The organism is Brevibacterium samyangense (genome assembly GCF_039529845.1).
Taxonomy (GTDB): Bacteria; Actinomycetota; Actinomycetes; order Actinomycetales; family Brevibacteriaceae; genus Brevibacterium; species Brevibacterium samyangense.
This window is the reverse complement of the sequence record NZ_BAAANO010000012.1, coordinates 94,063-112,465: the sequence shown is the minus strand read 5'-3', so window position 1 is coordinate 112,465 and position 18,403 is coordinate 94,063. Positions and strand designations below refer to the sequence as shown.

The 18,403-nt window shown below is 69.0% G+C and carries 17 protein-coding genes; 15 read left to right on the top strand and 2 right to left on the bottom strand.

Features of this window, described 5'->3' with window-relative positions; translation table 11 throughout:
• From ABD172_RS06685 to ABD172_RS06675, 3 genes are all read left to right on the top strand, one after another.
• The coding region (locus ABD172_RS06685) for a magnesium chelatase subunit ChlI family protein (protein WP_486303312.1) at positions 1 to 307 on the top strand (307 nt) is incomplete at its 5' end.
• Complete coding sequence (locus tag ABD172_RS06680) at positions 304 to 1,578, top strand: DNA-processing protein DprA (protein ID WP_344308103.1); 1,275 nt, start codon at positions 304 to 306, stop codon at positions 1,576 to 1,578. The genes ABD172_RS06685 and ABD172_RS06680, both read left to right, overlap by 4 nt.
• Positions 1,579 to 1,642: 64 nt before the next feature.
• Complete coding sequence (locus ABD172_RS06675; protein ID WP_344308101.1) at positions 1,643 to 2,668, top strand: tyrosine-type recombinase/integrase; 1,026 nt, start codon at positions 1,643 to 1,645, stop codon at positions 2,666 to 2,668.
• A gap of 34 nt (positions 2,669 to 2,702) precedes the next feature.
• Here ABD172_RS06675 and ABD172_RS06670 read toward each other — a convergent pair whose 3' ends face one another.
• Entirely contained in the window at positions 2,703 to 3,737 is a 1,035-nt protein-coding gene (locus tag ABD172_RS06670) for a D-alanyl-D-alanine carboxypeptidase family protein (RefSeq protein ID WP_344308099.1), read from the bottom strand.
• 431 nt (positions 3,738 to 4,168) lie between these two features.
• Between ABD172_RS06670 and rpsB the strand changes: the two genes are divergently transcribed.
• From rpsB to ABD172_RS06625, 9 genes are all read left to right on the top strand, one after another.
• Positions 4,169 to 5,035 (top strand): 30S ribosomal protein S2, encoded by an 867-nt coding sequence (rpsB, locus tag ABD172_RS06665; protein ID WP_344308097.1) that lies wholly within the window; start codon positions 4,169 to 4,171, stop codon positions 5,033 to 5,035.
• 46 nt (positions 5,036 to 5,081) lie between these two features.
• Entirely contained in the window at positions 5,082 to 5,909 is an 828-nt protein-coding gene (tsf, locus tag ABD172_RS06660) for a translation elongation factor Ts (RefSeq protein ID WP_344308095.1), read from the top strand.
• Positions 5,910 to 6,112: 203 nt separating this feature from the next.
• On the top strand, positions 6,113 to 6,868 hold the full coding sequence (gene pyrH / locus ABD172_RS06655) for a UMP kinase (protein WP_344308093.1): 756 nt from the start codon (positions 6,113 to 6,115) through the stop codon (positions 6,866 to 6,868).
• Positions 6,869 to 6,947: 79 nt separating this feature from the next.
• A complete protein-coding gene (gene frr, locus ABD172_RS06650) occupies positions 6,948 to 7,505 on the top strand; it encodes a ribosome recycling factor (RefSeq protein ID WP_344308092.1) in 558 nt (185 codons plus the stop codon).
• Positions 7,506 to 7,510: 5 nt separating this feature from the next.
• Entirely contained in the window at positions 7,511 to 8,890 is a 1,380-nt protein-coding gene (locus ABD172_RS06645; RefSeq protein ID WP_344308091.1) for a phosphatidate cytidylyltransferase, read from the top strand.
• A 72-nt stretch (positions 8,891 to 8,962) separates the two neighbouring features.
• Complete coding sequence (locus tag ABD172_RS06640; RefSeq protein WP_344308089.1) at positions 8,963 to 10,342, top strand: FAD-binding oxidoreductase; 1,380 nt, start codon at positions 8,963 to 8,965, stop codon at positions 10,340 to 10,342.
• Positions 10,343 to 10,469: 127 nt separating this feature from the next.
• The gene (gene rlmN / locus ABD172_RS06635; RefSeq protein WP_344308087.1) at positions 10,470 to 11,804 is read left to right on the top strand and encodes a 23S rRNA (adenine(2503)-C(2))-methyltransferase RlmN; all 1,335 of its coding nucleotides are present in this window, start codon (positions 10,470 to 10,472) and stop codon (positions 11,802 to 11,804) included.
• Between the two features lie 47 nt (positions 11,805 to 11,851).
• The gene (locus ABD172_RS06630) at positions 11,852 to 12,409 is read left to right on the top strand and encodes a DivIVA domain-containing protein (RefSeq protein WP_344308085.1); all 558 of its coding nucleotides are present in this window, start codon (positions 11,852 to 11,854) and stop codon (positions 12,407 to 12,409) included.
• Between the two features lie 23 nt (positions 12,410 to 12,432).
• Positions 12,433 to 13,029: a hypothetical protein gene (locus ABD172_RS06625; RefSeq protein ID WP_344308083.1), complete on the top strand. Its 597-nt coding sequence runs from the start codon at positions 12,433 to 12,435 to the stop codon at positions 13,027 to 13,029.
• A 145-nt stretch (positions 13,030 to 13,174) separates the two neighbouring features.
• Here the strand turns inward: ABD172_RS06625 and ABD172_RS06620 are convergent, their stop codons facing one another.
• Positions 13,175 to 14,371: an acyl-CoA dehydrogenase family protein gene (locus ABD172_RS06620; protein ID WP_344308081.1), complete on the bottom strand. Its 1,197-nt coding sequence runs from the start codon at positions 14,369 to 14,371 to the stop codon at positions 13,175 to 13,177.
• A gap of 76 nt (positions 14,372 to 14,447) precedes the next feature.
• On the opposite strand from ABD172_RS06620, the gene dxr reads away from it, so the two are divergent.
• From dxr to ABD172_RS06605, 3 genes are all read left to right on the top strand, one after another.
• Complete coding sequence (gene dxr, locus ABD172_RS06615) at positions 14,448 to 15,653, top strand: 1-deoxy-D-xylulose-5-phosphate reductoisomerase (protein ID WP_344308079.1); 1,206 nt, start codon at positions 14,448 to 14,450, stop codon at positions 15,651 to 15,653.
• Complete coding sequence (locus ABD172_RS06610) at positions 15,650 to 17,155, top strand: M50 family metallopeptidase (protein WP_344308077.1); 1,506 nt, start codon at positions 15,650 to 15,652, stop codon at positions 17,153 to 17,155. Before dxr ends, ABD172_RS06610 begins: the two co-directional genes overlap by 4 nt.
• A gap of 200 nt (positions 17,156 to 17,355) precedes the next feature.
• Positions 17,356 to 18,345, top strand: a complete 990-nt coding sequence (locus ABD172_RS06605) for a TAXI family TRAP transporter solute-binding subunit (protein ID WP_344308075.1) — start codon at positions 17,356 to 17,358, stop codon at positions 18,343 to 18,345.
• The last annotated feature ends 58 nt before the right edge of the window (positions 18,346 to 18,403 follow it).

Here is an 18,403-nt window from a genome sequence, read left to right as displayed (position 1 = left end):
CGAGTCCTCGGCCACCGTCGCCGCTCGCGTGGCCCGCGCGCGTGAACGTCAACGGTCACGGTGGGCCGAGGCACCGTGGTCGACGAACGCCGGCGCCCCCGGCGACGTCCTCCGGAAGCTCTTCGGTTTCTCCGGGACGGAGACCGCGCCGCTCGACGGTGCACTCGACCGCGGGATTCTCACGATGCGCGGGTACGACCGGGTCCTCCGCGTGGCGACGACGATGGCGGATCTCGCCGGTCGGGACCGTCCGGACCGGTCGGACCTCCTCGGCGCGCTTCTCCTGCGCTCACGGGAGGGCGCATGAGCGGGGCCGCCGACGACGAGGTACAGCAGGGCGTGCACCGGGCCGATGCCCGACGCGGCACTCGGCAGGACGCGGAACGCCTCGCAGCCGCCGACCTCCTCCGCGCGGCCGAGCCCGGGGACCGACTGCTCGCCGCCTGCGTGCACGCGCACGGATTCGAGAGGACCCGTGCGCTGCTCGGCACCTCGGGTGCGGACACGGTGCGTACCGTGGCCACCGCGGCCGAAACGGCCGGAATGCGCGTGGAGACGGCAACCGTCGAGAAGGCGCTCGGGCGGTGGGGTCTGCGAGTCGGCGAACTCGACGCCTCACGGGACCTCCGGGTGATGGCACGCGTCGGTGCGCGCATTCTCGTCCCGGGTGACGAGGACTGGCCGCCGGGGGTGAACGACCTCGGGCTCGACGCCCCGCACGCGCTGTGGGTGAGGGGCCCGGGTTCGCTCGCCGCGCTCACCCGCGGGGCGGTCGCCGTCGTCGGTGCTCGTGCCGCCGGAGCGTACGGCCTCCACGTGACGAAGACCCTTGCGTACGACCTCGCCCGTGCCGGACGTACGGTCGTCTCCGGCGGTGCCTACGGGATCGATGCCGCCGCGCACGAGGCCGCGATCGCCGCCGCCGGGGGAGCGGTTCCCGCCGACGGGGTCGCCTGCGGTGGGACCGTGGCGTTCCTCGCGGGCGGGGTCGATCGCTTCTACCCGCGGGAGAACGCGGAGCTGCTGCGCACCGTTGCCCGGTCGTGGGCCGTCGCCTCGGAAGCTGCACCGGGCATGACGGCGATGCGACATCGTTTCCTCATGCGCAACAGGCTCATCGCCGCGGCCGCGGATGCGACGGTCGTCGTGCAGGCCGGGTGGCGGTCGGGCGCACTCAACACCGCGAACCGTGCGGCCGAACTCCTGCGTCCCGTCGCCGCGTTCCCCGGCCCCGTCACGAACGGGGAGAACGCCGGGTGTCACCGGCTCGTACGGGAGGGGGCGGCCACACTCGTGACGAGCACCGCGGAGGTCCTCGAACTCGTCGAACCCCTGCTCACCGAAGGTTCCGGTGGTCCGGTGCAGGGCGAACTCCGGATCACCGACGACATGGAACCGGAGGAGGTCAAGGTGTTCGGAGCGCTGCCCGTCCGCAGGGGTTCGGACGTGCATTCGGTCGCGGTCCGCGCCGGCCTCGACATCGGCACGACGATGTCCGCGCTCGCGGCACTCGAACTCTCCGGGCGGGCACAGCTCGTCCGTGGTGGCTGGGTGAAGAGGACGCCCCCGGAGGGCTGAGCGAGCGTACTCGCCGCGTGCCCGCCTCCCGGAACCGCAGTGGAAGCGGTCCTAGAGTGGAGGCATGGCTGATCCTGCGGTCCACTCGCTGCCTCCGGCGCATGCCGAGGTCCTCGACGCGTTCGTCGAGGACCTCCGTGTGCATCGGAACGCGTCGGAGCACACCGTCCGGAGCTATTCCTCCGACATCCGCAGTCTTCTCGCATTCCTCCGTGCACCGGACGGGGAGGTTCTCGCGCTCGAATCGGTCGAGCTCGGGAATCTGCGCGAATGGCTCGTCGCGGGTGCACGGGCCGGGCTCAGCACCCGGACACGCGCCCGGCGGATCGCCGCCGTGCGGGCCTTCTTCCGCTTCTGTGTACGTCACGGTCATCTGCAGGAGAACCCGGCCCTCCGGCTCACCGCTCCGCGCCATGCCTCCCGGCTCCCCGCCGTCCTTCAACAGCAACAGGCGCGGACGATGCTCGGCGATCACGATGCGGGTGCACGCACCGTCGACGACCACAGCGCCGGTGACAACGCCGCCGACCGTGACGCCGGCACCACCGCCCCGGAGCCGCCCGGTCCCCGCGCGCTCGCGCTCGCCCGTCGGGACCGCGCGATGATCGAGCTCCTCTACGCGACCGGGATCCGGGTGTCCGAGCTCGTCGGTCTCGACCTCGGGGACGTCGACCGGGAGAAGCGGCTCGTCACGGTGCTGGGCAAGGGCAACAAACAGCGTCGGGTGCCCTACGGCGCTCCGGCGGCCGAGGCCCTCGAACTCTGGGAGAGCGCGGGCCGCCGTGTGCTCGTGCAGGACCCGGGCCGTGCCGGAGCGGCGTTGTTCCTCGGGGCACGCGGTGGCCGGATCGACGCGCGGCGGGTGAGGGAGGTCGTGCAGACCGCGACCTCCGGCATCTCCGGTGCTCCGCAACTCTCCCCGCACGGGCTGCGGCACTCGGCGGCCACCCACATGGTGGAGAACGGTGCCGATCTGCGGCAGGTACAGGAACTCCTCGGCCACGCGACCCTGAGTTCGACGCAGATCTACACACACGTCTCCCTCGGCCGGCTCAGGGACAGCTACCGGCAGGCACACCCCCGCGCCTGAACGTCGAACCGTCCGGGGCGACGCCTCTTCCCCCTCACCCGGCGAACTCCCAGTGCCAGGGTTCGGGGAGGGACCCTCCGGCGCCGGCCCAGGACGGGTGGACCCAGCCGAAGGCGGGCCCGTTGGCCCGCATCCACTCGTGTTCGGCGGAACCGAAGGTGTTGATCCCGCCGCCGAGGTCCATCGCCAGGCCCCACCCGTGGTTCGACGTCCCGGGTGTCGCGGCGAAGCGTCCCTTGCGCTGTTTGAGGATCACCTGGGTGTCGTAGTCCCGGTAGGAGTCGGTGACGGAGATGGGGCGCCCGAAGTCGGCCTCGAACGCGGCCGCGAGTGCATCGAAGGCGCGCGCGGCATCGCACCGCAGGCTGTGGCCGGCTGCGCTCGTCACGGCGCACAGCGCGACCTGGGGGATCCGACCGTTCCGGTGCCCGCCCCATGCCCCCGCAGCCCCACCCGCCGAGGCGCCGGACGCCGGGAGCACGGGGGCGGCCGCGGGTGCCCGGTCCTCCGGCAGGAGGATGCTCGGGTCCATCGCGAAGAGCGGTGCCGGATCCTCGTACTGGCGGCCGGTCGACAGCGCCGATCGCACGCCGACGTGGAGGCAACCGGACGCACAGTGCGGCGGTACTCCGACGAGTCCGATCGGCATTCCGGGGAAGACCGGAGTTCCCGCCTCGAGCTTCGTGACGACCGGTTCGTAGGACACGATCCGGCTGCCCACCCGTAGGCTCACGACCGGCCGGCCCGCGACCATCCCCGCGAAGTGGACGGTTCCGAAGGCAGGTGCGCGCACGGGCTCGGCCGGAAGGGAGGCGACGTCGATGCCGCGGTGGCCGGATCCGTAGGCGTGCTCCGGCGGATCGTAGGCGCGGACGATCTCCATCCCGGGCACCGGAGTGATCCACGACCCCTGCGTCGTCGCCGCATGCGCGGGCGCGGACGAGGTGGGCCCGGGCAGTGCCCCGGAGGCGAGAACGCCGGTCATGAGCAGGACGAGGACAGCGGTGAGTGCGGTGGCACGGGCACGGAGGAGACGCGGGCCCGGCACGCGCGGGAATCGGATCAGCATGGATCCGAGCGTGGCCCGGCCGCTGACCGGGCGACAGCCCTGCGAGGAACCTGTGGATACCCGCACACGCGTCCACAGGAACGAGCACCGAGGTCGCCGCGTGCGTGACCCCTGCCACGGTCGACCGTTCCACGGGCGGCATCCCCGGTGCGGAGTTGGGCGAACTCGCGGGGTGGCCGTAGAATCATCACAGCGGAAGTGTGTCCACTTCCGACTACGCGTATCCGACTTCCCACGGTTCTCACCGGTGCGGATCCCACGCCTCGAGCACGCTCGCCCCTGTCCACAGGCGCAGGAGCGCGCAAGTCCGGGGCCCTCGGGGTTCGTGGAGGACCTGGCGGGTACCAGGAATCAACCGAACCGCTGCTTCCCGGGAACGGGAACGGCACGACCGCGCCTCTTCGCAGGCGCACCGGAAGGAGGGCGTCGGCATGGCCGTCGTCACCATTCGCCAGCTGCTCGACAACGGTGTCCACTTCGGTCACCAGACCCGTCGGTGGAACCCGAAGATGAAGCGCTTCATCTTCACCGAGCGCAACGGCATCTACATCATCGACCTGCAGAAGACCCTTGGCTACATCGACTCGGCCTACGAGTTCGTCAAGGAGACCGTCGCCCACGGCGGCAGCATCCTCTTCGTCGGCACGAAGAAGCAGGCCCAGGAAGCCATCCAGGAGCAGTCGACCCGCGTCGGCCAGCCGTTCGTCAACCAGCGTTGGCTCGGCGGTATGCTCACGAACTTCCAGACCATGTCCGGTCGTCTCCGTCGCCTCAAGGAGCTCGAGGAGATCGACTTCGACGACGTGGCCGGCTCCGGTCGCACGAAGAAGGAACTCCTCATCCTCCGTCGTGAGAAGGACAAGCTCGAGCGCACCCTCGGTGGTATCCGCGACATGGCTCGCACCCCCTCCGCCGTGTGGATCGTCGACACCAAGAAGGAGCACCTCGCGGTCGACGAGGCGAAGAAGCTGGGTATCCCGGTCATCGCCATCCTCGACACCAACTGCGATCCCGACGAGGTCGACTTCCCGATCCCGGGCAACGACGACTCGATCCGCTCCGTGAACCTCCTCACCCGGGTCATCGCCGACGCCGTCGCCGAGGGCCTCATCAAGCGCCACTCCGGTGACGAGGGTGAGAAGAACGTCTCCGCCGTCGAGCCCCTCGCCGAGTGGGAGCGCGAGCTCCTCGAGGGCAAGGACGAGGCTTCCGCCGCAGAGGCTGCAGCCACCGAGGCTCCTGCCGCCGAGGCAGCGGAGGCTCCGGCAGCCGACGAGGCTCCTGCCACCGAAGCCTGATCGATTCGTCGATCGAACGACAATCCACGTCTCAGAAGGAGATCGCATGGCAAACTTCACCACCGCTGACATCAAGGAGCTGCGCGAGCAGACCGGTGCGGGAATGATGGACGTCAAGAAGGCGCTCGACGAGGCCGAGGGCGACAAGGCCAAGGCCATTGAGTTCCTCCGCATCAAGGGGCTCAAGGGCGCCACGAAGCGTGAGGGCCGTTCGACCGAGGACGGCCTCGTGGCCGCCCACGTCGAGAACGGTGTCGGAACGCTCATCGAGTTCAACTCGGAGACCGACTTCGTGGCGAAGTCGGACAAGTTCGTGCAGCTCGCGAACGAGGTCCTCGACCTCGCGGTGAAGAACGGTGCCGCCGACGCCGAGACCCTGCTCAATGCAGAGGTCGACGGCAAGTCGGTCGCCCAGTTCATCACCGAGGGCGGTGCCGCACTCGGCGAGAAGGTGGCCCTGCGCCGCATCGGTCGCATCGAGGGCGCGAACATCGAGTCCTACATGCACCGCACGAACAAGGACCTACCCCCGCAGGTCGGCGTTCTCCTCGCGTACGAGGGTGACGACCAGGCCGTCGCGCACGATGTCGCCGTGCACATCGCCGCGATGTCGCCGAAGTACTTCACCCGCGAGGAGGTGCCCGCGGAACTGGTGGAGAAGGAGCGCGAGATCGCTCTCGAGACCGCCAAGAACGAGGGCAAGCCGGAGCGTGCGATCCCGAACATCGTCGAGGGCCGCGTGAACTCCTTCTTCAAGGACAATGTCCTCCTCGAGCAGGGCTTCGCGAAGGAACCGAAGACCCCTGTGTCGAAGGTCCTCGAGGCCGCCGGCCTCAAGGCGACCGGTTTCCTCCGCTTCCGCGTGGGCAACTGATCCCTTCCTGATCACCACTCCGGCGTGAGCCGGTGTCGGAGCGATCCACCCAGCGGGCATCGTGTCGAAAGGCACGGTGCCCGCTGTGTCGTTTCCCTCGTCGTGTTCTCCCTCGTCGCGTCCGTGGCGCCGGATAGACTGGGCGGCGGTCCGCGGCCGGGTCGCGCCCGGACCGAGTCGCACGGAAGCGAGGAAGAAGAGCGATGTCCGAAACCCCAGTCCATTCGTCGAGTCGGTCCAACCACCCCCTGCGAGGTGAGCGACGCAGGGTCCTCCTCAAGCTCTCGGGGGAGGTTTTCGGCGGCGGCAATGTCGGCGTCGACCCCGACGTCGTGTCGAATGTGGCGAAGGAGATCGCACCGGCCGTCGAGGACGTGGAGATCAGCATCGTCGTCGGTGGAGGCAACTTCTTCCGTGGTGCAGAACTCTCCTCGCGCGGAATGGACCGTACCCGTGCGGACTACATGGGCATGCTGGGCACCGTGATGAACTGCCTCGCGCTCCAGGACTTCCTCGAACAGCAGGGCGTCGACACCCGTGTGCAGAGCGCCATTCCGATGACCCAGGTCGCGGAGACCTACATTCCCCGCCGCGCCATGCGGCACATGGAGAAGAACCGCGTCGTCATCTTCGGCGCCGGCGCGGGCCTGCCCTTCTTCTCGACCGACACCGTGGCGGCCCAGCGCGCCCTCGAGATCCACGCGGACGAGGTCCTCATCGCGAAGAACGGCGTCGACGGTGTGTACTCGGCGGATCCGAAGAAGGACCCGACCGCGACGAAGTTCGACCACCTCACGTACAACGAGGCGCTCCAGAAGGGGCTCAAGGTCGTCGACGCGACCGCGTTCTCGCTGTGCATGGACAATGCGCTGCCCATGCGCGTGTTCGGGATGGAGGGCGCCGGCAACCTCCGTCAGGCGATCCTCGGCGCGGAGATCGGCACCCGCGTCACCGGCTGAAACACCCCGACCGGGCGGCAGTGCCACCGCCAATCGGCCTAGAATGAATCCGACCATCCCTGTAGGAACGGAAGCCACTGTGATCAAGGAAACCCTCGCCGAAGCCACCGAGAAGATGGACAAGGCAATCGAGTCCACGAAGGACCACTTCGCGAACGTCCGGACCGGCCGCGCGAACCCGTCCCTCTTCGCCAACATCATGGTCGACTACTACGGTTCGCCGACGCCGCTGCAGCAGCTCGCCTCGTTCCAGGTCCCGGAGGCCCGCACCCTGCTCGTGACGCCGTACGACCGCAGTGCCCTCAGCGCGATCGAAAGTGCCCTGCGCAACTCGGATCTCGGTGCGAACCCCGCGAACGACGGCAACATCATCCGCATCGTCCTCCCCGAACTCACGGAGGAACGCCGCAAGGAATACGTGAAGGTCGTCAAGAGCGACGCGGAGGACGGCAAGGTCTCCGTGCGCAACATCCGCCGCAAGGCGAAGGAGACCCTCGAGAAGATCCAGAAGGACGGCGAGGCCGGCGAGGACGAGGTCCGGGCCGCACTCACCGAGCTCGAGGGCGTCACGAAGAAGAAGGTCGAGGAGATCGACGCACTTCTCGCCGCCAAGGAGAAGGAACTCCTCGAGGTCTGAGCGCAGTGGACACGAAGGACGCCGAGGCAGCTCTTCCGCGCCGCCGGGACCTCCGGCGGCTCGAGGAGGAGGCGACCCGGACCGGGGACACCACGGAACTCGCGAAGGTGTCACCGCGCCGGGCCGCCCGCCTCGCGCGTGAGAGGGCGGCGGAGGCCGAGCGCATCTCGATGCCCCTGCCGATCGTCACCGAGGAGATGCTCGCGGCGTCCGGCCCGGAGCCGGTCCGGCGGGACAACGCGCCGTCCGCCCCCGCCGCACCACCCACGGAGGCAACCTTCTCCGCCACCGAGGTGCCCCGCGGTGGGAGCCCGGGCAGCGCCTCGGTGGACCGGAAGGGCGCGCAGGCCCCGCACCGTGCCTCCGCGGATGTTCCGACCTCGGAGTCGAGCCCCGCGAAGTCGCAGTCGACGGAGCCGTCCTCCGGCGGTGGGTCGAAGCGCCCGACGTCCCCTGCGAAGGACGTCGCCGGTGCCGTCGCGACGAAGGAACTCCTCGCGACCGGGCCGGCCATGGCCCTCGGCCACGGACTCGTGACCCCACTCCCGCTGCCCGCCGGGAAGGACTACGGCCGCGCAGGGCGCAACCTCCCGGCGGCGATCGGCGTCGGTGTGGTGCTCGGTGGTCTCGTCCTCGCGTCCCTCGTGTTCTATCCGCCGCTGTTCCTCCTCGTCGTGTTCGCCGGAGTGCTCGCCGCGATGTGGGAACTCGCGAACGCCCTGTCGCGTTCGGGTTCGCTCGTCGCCCGTATCCCGACGATGACGGCGGCCGGGTGCATGATCCTCGCGACGTACTTCGGTGGCCGTGAGGCCCTGTGGGTGGCGTTCACGATCGGGGCCGGAGCCGTGCTCGTCTTCACGCTGTTGGAGCAACGGGCGAATGCCGTCAAGGACGTGTGTCTGAGCCTCTTCGCGCTCACCTACGTCGGCCTCATGGCCTCGTTCCTCGTGTACCTGCTCACGCTCCCGCGGGGCAATCTCCTCATCATCCTCTTCATCGCCCTGTGCGTGGGCTCGGACATCGGCGGGTACTTCGCCGGCGTCCTCTGGGGCAAGCACCCGATCGCCCCGCGTATCTCTCCGAAGAAGTCCTGGGAGGGCTTCGCCGGATCCGCGTTCCTCTGCATCGCCGTCGGTCTCGGCTTCGCACTCCTCGCGTTCGACGCCCCGTGGTGGACGGGTGTCGTGCTCGGCCTCGTCATGCCGGCGTTCGCCACCCTCGGTGACTTCTCCGAGTCGATGATCAAGCGCGACCTCGGGCTCAAGGACATGGGCACGTTGTTGCCCGGTCACGGGGGAGTGATGGACCGCCTCGACTCGATCCTCCCGACCGCGCCTGTCGCACTCGTCCTCTTCTCGTTCCTCCCCGGGTACATGTCGCTCTGAATACGTCCGCACCGTGGTCGGACCACTCGATACGGTTCCGCGCTCGGTTCGCCCGAGTGGTAGAACAGAACGGTGACTCCACTCGAATCCCTTGCGTCCGTCGTACCGGCGGACATCATCATCTCCGACCGTGACGTCATGGAGCGGTACCTCCACGACGACGCCGAATGGGCTCCCTTCGAGGAAGCCCTCGCGGTGATCCGCCCCCGGGAGACCGCGCACGTCGTGGCCGCGGTCAACTGGTGCATCGAGAACCACGTCGCCGTCGTGCCGCGCGGTGCGGGTACCGGCCTCTCCGGCGGTGCGAACGCCCTGTCCGGGTGCCTCGTCATCAGCATGGATGCGATGAACCGGGTCCTCGAGGTCGATGTCGCCGAACGCACCGCGCGGGTGCAGCCCGGCGTCGTCAACAACGACCTCCGGGCTCACGTCGCCGAGGACGGTCTGTGGTACCCGCCCGACCCGGCCTCCGCGCCCTGGTCGACGATCGGCGGGAACGTCTCCACGAACGCCGGCGGCCTCTGCTGCGTCAAGTACGGCGTCACCGGGGAGTACGTCCTCAGCATCGAGATGGTCAACGGTGCGGGCAAGCTCGTCCGCGTCGGCAAGCGCACCGCGAAGGACGTCGCCGGTTACGACCTCCGCGGCCTCGTCGTCGGCTCCGAGGGCACACTCGGCGTCATCACCGAGGTCACCGTGAGGCTCCTGCCCCTGCCCCCGAAGCCCCGCGCGGTCGTCGGCTACTTCGACTCCCTCGTCGAGGCGGGACAGGGCGTCGCGAACGTCACCGCCGCCGGGATCATCCCTTCGGCCCTCGAACTCGTCGACTCGTACTGCCTCAGGGCCGTCGACGACTGGAAGAACATGGGGCTCTCGGCCGACGCCGAGGTGCTGCTCCTCGCGTCCTCCGACGTCCCCGGTGCCGCCGGGGAGGAGGAGTGTGCCGGCATCGTCAAGGCCTTCGAGGACGCCGGGGCGACCTTCGCAGCCGTGAGCGAGAGCGACGAGGAGGCCGAGGCCTTCTTCGCCGCCCGGCGCCTCGCCTACCCGGCCCTCGAGCGCCTCGGCCCGGTCCTCACCGAGGACGTGTGCGTGGCCCGGACGAAGGTCCCCGAGGTCCTCGGGAGGATCCAGGCGATCGCCGCGAAGCACGACACGATCATCGCGCAGATCGCCCACGCCGGGGACGGCAACCTCCATCCGCTCATCGTCACGCCCGTCGGCGACGAGGACGCGAAGGCCCGGGCCCAACTCGCGTTCGCGGAGATCATCGAGGCGGCCCTCGCCGCCGGTGGCACCGTGAGCGGTGAGCACGGCATCGGCCTGCTCAAGAAGCACGGTCTCCACGAGGAGCTCAGCGCGGATGTCATCGACATGCACACCGCGGTGAAGCGGGCGCTCGACCCGCATGGGATCATGAACCCCGGCAAGGTGTTCGATCCCTCGCACTGAGGGATCGGAGGGCACCGGGGCCCGAGGCGCCGCACCCGCGGCGACCTCGGGTTCAGTCCGGCAGTGCAGGTGCGGGCCGGTCGACATCACAGACCGGCCCGCAGCCGCTGTGAGAGAATGAAGCGCCATGGCTGAGCAGAATTCCCGCGCGCAGATGCCGCGCAGACAAGTCCGACCCGTCGTCGAACACGAGGACGGGACGACCTCGCGCACTCTCACCCGGGACGGCCGGCCCCTGCTGAACTTCAAGTCCCCGCGGGTGAAGCAGCCCCAGCAACACCTCGCCGACATGTCGATGGACGAACGCATCGAGGCGGTGAAGGAGATGGGCCTGCCGGCGTTCCGCGCCAAGCAACTCTCCACGCACTACTTCGTCCACAACGTCACCGACACCGCGCTCATGACGGACCTGCCGAAGGACCTGCGCCCGCAGATCCAGGAGAGGTTCTTCCCGACCCTCCTCACGGAGGTCCGTCGGATCAGCACCGAGAACGGCGACACCATCAAGTTCCTGTGGCGCCTCTTCGACGGTGCACTCGTCGAATCGGTCCTCATGCGGTACCACAACCGCATCACGCTCTGTATCTCCAGCCAGTGCGGCTGTGGCATGAACTGCCCCTTCTGCGCGACCGGCCAGCAGGGCCTCACCCGTAACATGTCGACGGCGGAGATCGTCGAACAGGTGGTACGGGCCAACCAGGTCATCGCCTCGGGCGATCTCGCCGTCGACTCCGGTGACGACGTCGACTTCCTCGGAGGCCGCGCCGCCGAGGTCGGCTCCGAGGCCGACGAGGAACAGGGCGACCCCGCTCCGGGCACCGCACCGAACGCCGCCCCGGCGGACAAGGTCCTCACCGGACGCCAGGAACGCGTGACGAACATCGTGTTCATGGGCATGGGGGAGCCACTCGCGAACTACAAGCGGGTCATGAACGCGGTCCGTCGTTTCACCGAACCGGCACCGCAGGGCATCGGGATGAGCCCGCGGCGCATCACCGTCTCCACCGTCGGCCTCGTCCCGGCGATCCGGAAGCTCGCCGCCGAGGACATTCCGGTGACCTTCGCGCTCAGCCTCCACGCCCCCGACGACGGCCTGCGCGACGAGATGATCCCGGTGAACACGCGCTGGAAGGCCGACGAGGCGATCGACGCCGCGTACGAGTACTACCTCACGACCGGCCGCCGGGTCTCCATCGAGTACGCCCTCATCAAGGACATGAACGACCACGCGTGGCGGGCGGACCTCCTCGCGAAGAAGCTCAACGCCCGCGGGCGCGGCTGGGTCCACGTCAACCCGATTCCCCTCAACCCCACCCCCGGTTCCGTGTGGACCGCCTCGGAACCCGAGGTGGCCGCGGAATTCGTCCGTCGACTCGTGGACGCAGGAGTACCCACGACCATCCGTGACACCCGCGGCAAGGAGATCGACGGTGCATGCGGCCAGTTGGCTGCGGCAGAATGAGGGATGCACCACACGGCACACGTATCCGGAACCAAGGAGTAGCACTGGTGGAGACGAACTTCCCCACGATGTCGGGCTGGAAGAACGGCTACGACCCGGCACAGGTCGACAGCTTCTTCAAGCGGGCCCGTGAGTCCTTCGAACGGGAGACCCCGCAGCCGGGTGACCTCGATGCCCGCGCGGTCCGCACCGTCGGTTTCGATCTCGTGCGCAAGGGCTACCACGTGGGAGTCGTCGACGCGGCGCTCGACCGTCTCGAGGACGCGTTCGCCAAGCGGGCCCGGGATCGCCTCGTGGCCGCATCCGGGCAGGAAGCCTGGGTGCAGGAACTCACCCGCGCCGCCGGTTCCCTCCGCGGCCGACTCGTCCGTGAGCCCGGCACCCGCTTCAACCACCCGGACGCCGGCATCATCGGGTACGACATCGCCGAGGTCGACGACCTCTGCGACCGGATCAATGCCTACTTCACCCAGGGTCACGCGATGAGCGTCGACGAGGTGCGTCGTGTCCTCTTCAGGACGAAGAAGGGCACGAAGGCGTACGACGAGGACCAGGTCGACGCGTTCCTCGACCGCGTCGTCGAGGTCATGGCCTCCGTCGACTGAGTGCCCGGGCGGACCTGCACACCATGAAGAGCACCATGAACCCGGTTTTCGATCTTCTCGACCTGCCCATCGTCCGTGGCCGGGCGGAGGACGAATTCCTCGCCGGCTCGACGGCGGTCTCCGCCGAACCCGTCTCGCTCTCCTACGAGGACACGCTCGACCGGGCGGCGAAGATCGCCGGCGTGTTGAAACTCCTCGGCATCGGACCCGGCACGCAGGTGTTGCTCTCGGACTCCGTTCCCGCAGCGTCCGGCCAGATCGTGCGCCTCGGTACCTTCCGGATCGGCGCGACCCTCGTCGAGGCACCCGAGACCTGCCGGATCCCCCTGCCCGCCGACGGCGCCCGGATCACGCTCTCGGGGGAGGCCGACCCCGAACGGGACGTCCACCGTGCGTTCTCGAAACCGGTCCGGCGTCTGCCCTCCCACCTCGAACAGCTCGTGCTCGAGTACATCGACGTCGACGGCAATCTCTCGTCGGCCCTCCTCGAACCCCTCGTCCGTGATGCGCGGATCGAACCCGGTGCCGCGGTCGACCTCGACCCGGATTCGGTCCTGTGGGACCGCGGGGACGGATGCCGCCTCACCGCCGCCGAGGTGCCTCGGGCCTTCCTGCGCTGAACGCCCCCGGGTGCGGGGTGCCGGGTGCCCGATGCGCCTCGGCGTTCTTTTCCACACGACGACGGACCCCCGTCGGCAGCGGTTGCTGCCGACGGGGGTCCGTCGGTGCGAGGTCACCGGGCGGAACCCGCTGACCTCGGTTCCCTCAGTTCGCGAAGGCGTTGATACCGGTCATCGCGCGGCCCAGGGTGAGCTGGTGGACCTCGTGGGTGCCCTCGTAGGTGAGGACGGTCTCGAGGTTGACCGCGTGACGCAGCGGCGAGTACTCGCTCGTGATACCGGAGCCGCCGAAGAGGGCGCGCAGGTCACGGCAGATGTTCATCGCGGTGTCGACGGTGACCATCTTGCCGAGCGAGATCTGCTCGGGCATGACGCCCTTCTCGTCCTTGATCTTCCCGATGTGCGCGGCGAGCAGGGTGATCGACGCGTACTGGCCGAAGGCCTTCGCGAGCTTCTGCTGCGAGATCTGGAAGGACGACAGCGGACGGTCGAACTGGATGCGGGTGCCCGTGTAGTCGAGGGCGGCCTCGAGGGCGTCGCGGGCGGCGCCGGTGACACCGAAGACGATGCCGAAGCGCGCCTCGGAGAGGCACGAGAGCGGCCCGCGCAGGCCCTTGGCCTTCGGGAGCATCGCGGAAGCGGGGAGGCGGACGTTGTCGAGGACGATCTCACCGGTGATGGAGGCGCGGAGGGAGATCTTGCGCTTGATGACGGGGGTCTCCACGCCCGGGGTGTTCGTCGGGACGACGAAGCCGCGGACGACGTTCTTGCCCTTGGCGTCGACCTCGTCGGTCTTGGCCCACACGACGGCGACGTCGGCCACGGGGGAGTTCGTGATCCACATCTTCGCGCCGTTGAGGATCCAGTCGTCCCCGTCCTTCTTCGCGTAGGTGCGCATGCCGGCGGGGTCGGATCCGACGTCGGGTTCGGTGAGACCGAAGCAGCCGATGGCCTTGCCCTGCGCCATGCGGGGGAGCCACTCCTCCTTCTGCTCCTCCGAACCCCAGTGGTGGATCGCGAACATCGCGAGGGAGCCCTGGACGGAGACGAGGGAGCGGAGGCCGGAGTCGATGGCCTCGAGCTCACGGCAGGCGAGGCCGTACTGGGTGGCGGTCGCGCCGCCGCAGCCGTAGCCCTCGAGGTGCATACCGAGCACGCCGAGTTCGCCGAGTCCCTCGGCGAGTTCGCGGGCGGGAATGGTGCCGTCGATGTACCAGTCACCGATCTTCTCGCGCACGTTCTCGTCGAGCCACTTGCGGACGATGCCGGCCCATTCGAGGTCTTCCTTCGCGAAGACGGAGTCGACACCGAGGATCTGATCGGGAGTGAGGACGGAGCTCATCTCTTCTGCTGCTTTCTGTGGACATCAGGGTGGGCGTGCACGGAACGACCAGGCAACGGTGGCAAGATCGTGGTCCGTGAACGATCGCTTGCTCATTGTAATGGGGGCCACAGGCTCCGTCGGCACCCAGACCCTCGACCTCGTGTACGACAACCCGGAGCGCTTCCGTGTGGTCGGCCTCACCGCAGGATCGAACGTCGCCCTCGTGACCGAACAGGCGATCCTTACGGGGGCACGGGTCCTCGGGATCCACACCCCGCCCGCCGGGGGAGAGGCCGAGGTGCGGGACGCTCTCGCGGAGCACGCGCGGCGCCTCGGGATGCCGGACACGGTCGAGGACATCCACCTCGGGCCCGGAGCGGGCGACACCGTGGCCGCGTACCCGGCGGACATCGTCCTCAACGCCGTGACCGGAGCGGTCGGCCTCACCGGCACGCTCGCCGCGCTCGAGGCGGGGACCGATGTCGCTCTCGCGAACAAGGAATCGCTCATTGTCGGCGGTCCGGTCGTCCTCGACGCCGCTGCCCGGAACGGCGCCCGCCTCATCCCCGTCGACAGTGAGCACTCGGCGATCGCGCAGGCCCTGCGCTCGGGCCGTGAGGCGGAGGTCCGCCGCCTCGTCGTCACCGCCTCGGGCGGGCCCTTCCTGGGCATGAGCCGTGCCGAACTCGCCGAGGTGACGCCGGCGCAGGCACTCGTCCACCCCACGTGGAACATGGGCACTGTCATCACGACGAACTCCGCGTCCCTCGTGAACAAGGGGCTCGAGGTCATCGAGGCGCACTACCTGTTCGGCACCGACTACGACGACATCCAGGTGGTCGTCCACCCGCAGAGCCAGATCCACTCGATGGTCGAGTTCGTCGACGGTTCGACGATCGCCCAGGTCTCGCCCCCGGACATGCGCCTGCCGATCGCGTACGCCCTCGGGCTCGGCGATCGGATTCCCGGCGCGACGACCCCGAACGACTGGACGCAGGCCGCGACGTGGACCTTCGAACCCGTCGACGACGAGGCGTTCCCGGCCCTGTCGCTCGCCTACCGCGCGGGCCGGGCCGGAGGGACGTATCCTGCGGTCTACAACGCCGCGAACGAGGTCCTCGTCGAGGCCTTCCACGCCGGCCGCGTCCGCTTCACCGAGATCGCCGACGGGATCGCCGCCGCGCTCGACGCCCACGAGGAGCTCGGCGAGGTCACCCTCGAGTCCGTCCTCGCCGCGGACGCCGCAGCCCGTGCACACACCGCCACCCGGATCGCGAACCGGAGCGACGCACCGGCATGACCGTCCTGCTCTACACCCTCGGCATCGTCCTCTTCCTCGTGGGGATCGGGCTGTCCATCGCGCTCCACGAACTCGGCCACCTCGTCCCCGCGAAGGCGTTCGGGGTCAAGGTGACGAAGTACATGGTGGGCTTCGGGCCCACCGTGTTCTCCCTCCGCCGCGGCGACACCGAGTACGGGATCAAGCTCCTGCCGCTCGGCGGGTTCATCGCGATGCCGGGGATGTACCCGCCCGAGGAGGCGACCCGGACCCGGATCGAGGACGGGGCGGCCGATGCCGGTACCGAGGACGCCGCCGCAACCGAGGACGCTGCCGCCACCGGGGAGGCGCTCTCCACCGCCGAGGCGCCCGTCACCTCGGCCCCGGCCCGCCGCCGGCGCCGGGCCCGCCTCTTCGAACGCTCGATGCAGGACGCCCGCGACGTCTCGAACGAGGAGATCGCACCGGGGGAGGAACACCGCACCTTCTACGCGCTCCCCGTCCCCAAGCGGCTCGTCGTCATGTTCGGCGGACCCGTCGTCAACCTCGTGCTCGGCATCGTCGTCATGGGGATCGTGCTCCTCGGGATCGGGAACCCGGCCCTGTCGACGACGGTCGACACCGTCGTCGAATGTGCGGTGCCGGCCTCCGTGACGGCCGAGCGGCAGCAGGCCGCGCGCGAGGCAGGCGCCTCGGAGGAGGAAGCGGCGCAGGCGGCGTCCGAGTGCCGGGACGGCGATGCGCTCACTCCCGCGTGGAAGATCGGGATGCAACCGGGCGACACTGTCCTCTCGATCGACGGGACGCCGGTGGGCACCTGGGAGGAACTCTCGGAGGCCGTACGCGCCTCGGCCGGGCGGACGGTGCCGGTGATGATCGAACGCGACGGTGAGGAACTCACCCTGCAGGCCCCCATCATCGTGACCGAACGGGTGAAGACGGACGCCTCGGGTGTGCCGGTCCTCGATGCGAACGGGGATCAGCAACTCGAGCCGACCGGGTTCCTCGGGATCGGACCGCGCCAGGAGTACCGGCCGATCCCGGTCTCGGAGTTCCCCGCACAGATGGCCGACATGCTCGGGCAGACGTTCCACGCACTGTTCACCCTGCCGCAGAAGCTCGTCGGCGTCGGGGAGGTCGCGTTCACGGACACGGAGCGGGACCCGAACGGGCCGATCGGCATGGTGGGTGTCGGGCGGATCGCGGGGGAGGTCGTGAGCACGGACCTCGTCGACCTCACCGGCAAGCTCAACCTCGGGCTCGGCCTGCTCGGTTCGCTCAACCTCTTCCTCTTCGCGTTCAACATGGTGCCGCTGCTGCCGCTCGACGGCGGGCACATCGCGGTCGCCCTCTACGAGGGTGCGCGGCGGCGGATCAACCTGTTGCGCGGACGGGGTGCGATCGGTCCGTTCGACACGGCGCGGTTGCTGCCGCTCACGTACACCGTCGTCGGGCTCATGCTGTGCATGACGGTGCTGCTCGTGTGGGTCGACCTGTTCGAACCGATCCGCGTCTTCGAATAGCGGGCACCTGTGGTCGAGTCGCCGGCACCCGCGCTCGAGCCGCCGGGCAACATCGGTCCTGTCACGATCGCATAACGAATCGGTGACGAACGTGCACCGATCCGCGCGAAGTTTCCCTATCAAGCGCTTACGACTGTGAGTCCGCTCATGGAATCTGGGATGGTATCTGACAAGCATCAGCCTAGAGAAGGACATTCCACATGAAGCTCGGACGTTTCGGTCGCATCGCCGCGATCGCGAGTGCTGCCGCTCTTGCCCTGTCCGCCTGCTCCTCCGGCGGTGAGGGCTCCGGAGGGGCTGCGTTCACCGACGAACTCACCTTCGCCACCGGTGGCACCGGCGGTGTCTACTACCCGCTCGGCAACGAGTACGCGAACATCTTCAACGACAACATCGAGGGCCTCACCGTGAACGCGGTCGAGTCCGACGGCTCCGTCGACAACCTCGGTCGGATCGCGAAGGGTGAGGCGCAGCTCGGCTTCACCCAGAACAACACCGCGATCGAGGCCGTGTCCGGCACCGGTCAGTTCGAGGAACTCGGTGCCACGATGGAGAACATCGGGTGGATCGGCAAGCTCTACCCGGAGGCCGCGCAGGTCATCACGCTCGAGGCGAGCGGCTTCGAGAGCGTCGCGGACCTCAAGGGCAAGCGCATCGCGGTCGGCGCCCCGGGCTCCGGTACCCGTGCCGTCGCCGAGGCGATTCTCGGTGCCTACGACATCAACGAGGGTGACTACGAGGCGTACGAGGAAGGCTTCTCGGACGCCCGTACCCTCATGCAGGACGGCAACATCGACGCCTCGATCGAGATCCTCGGCGTGCCGGCCGCAGCCCTCTCCGAGCTCTCGGCGAACGCCGACGTCAAGGTGCTTCCGCTCGACCAGGCGGTGGCCGACGAGATCGCGGAAACCACCGACTTCGAGCCCTACACGATCGCCGGTGGCACCTACGAGTTCGCCGAGGAGGACATCCTCACGGTGAGCGTCTTCGCCTCCGTCGTCGCTTCCACCACCCAGGTGAGCCCGGAGCGCGGTTACGAGATCACGAAGGCGCTGTACGAGAACGCCGACCAGATCTCGCTCGCCCAGGGCAAGCTCATCACCGTCGACGAGGCTCTCCTCGGTCAGGGCGACGTGCCGCTGCACCCGGGTGCCGAGCAGTACTTCCAGGAGCAGGGCCTCCTCGAGTAACGAGGCCGGTGCCCCTTCCACCGACAGTGCCGATCGGCGCGGATTCCCACGGAATCGC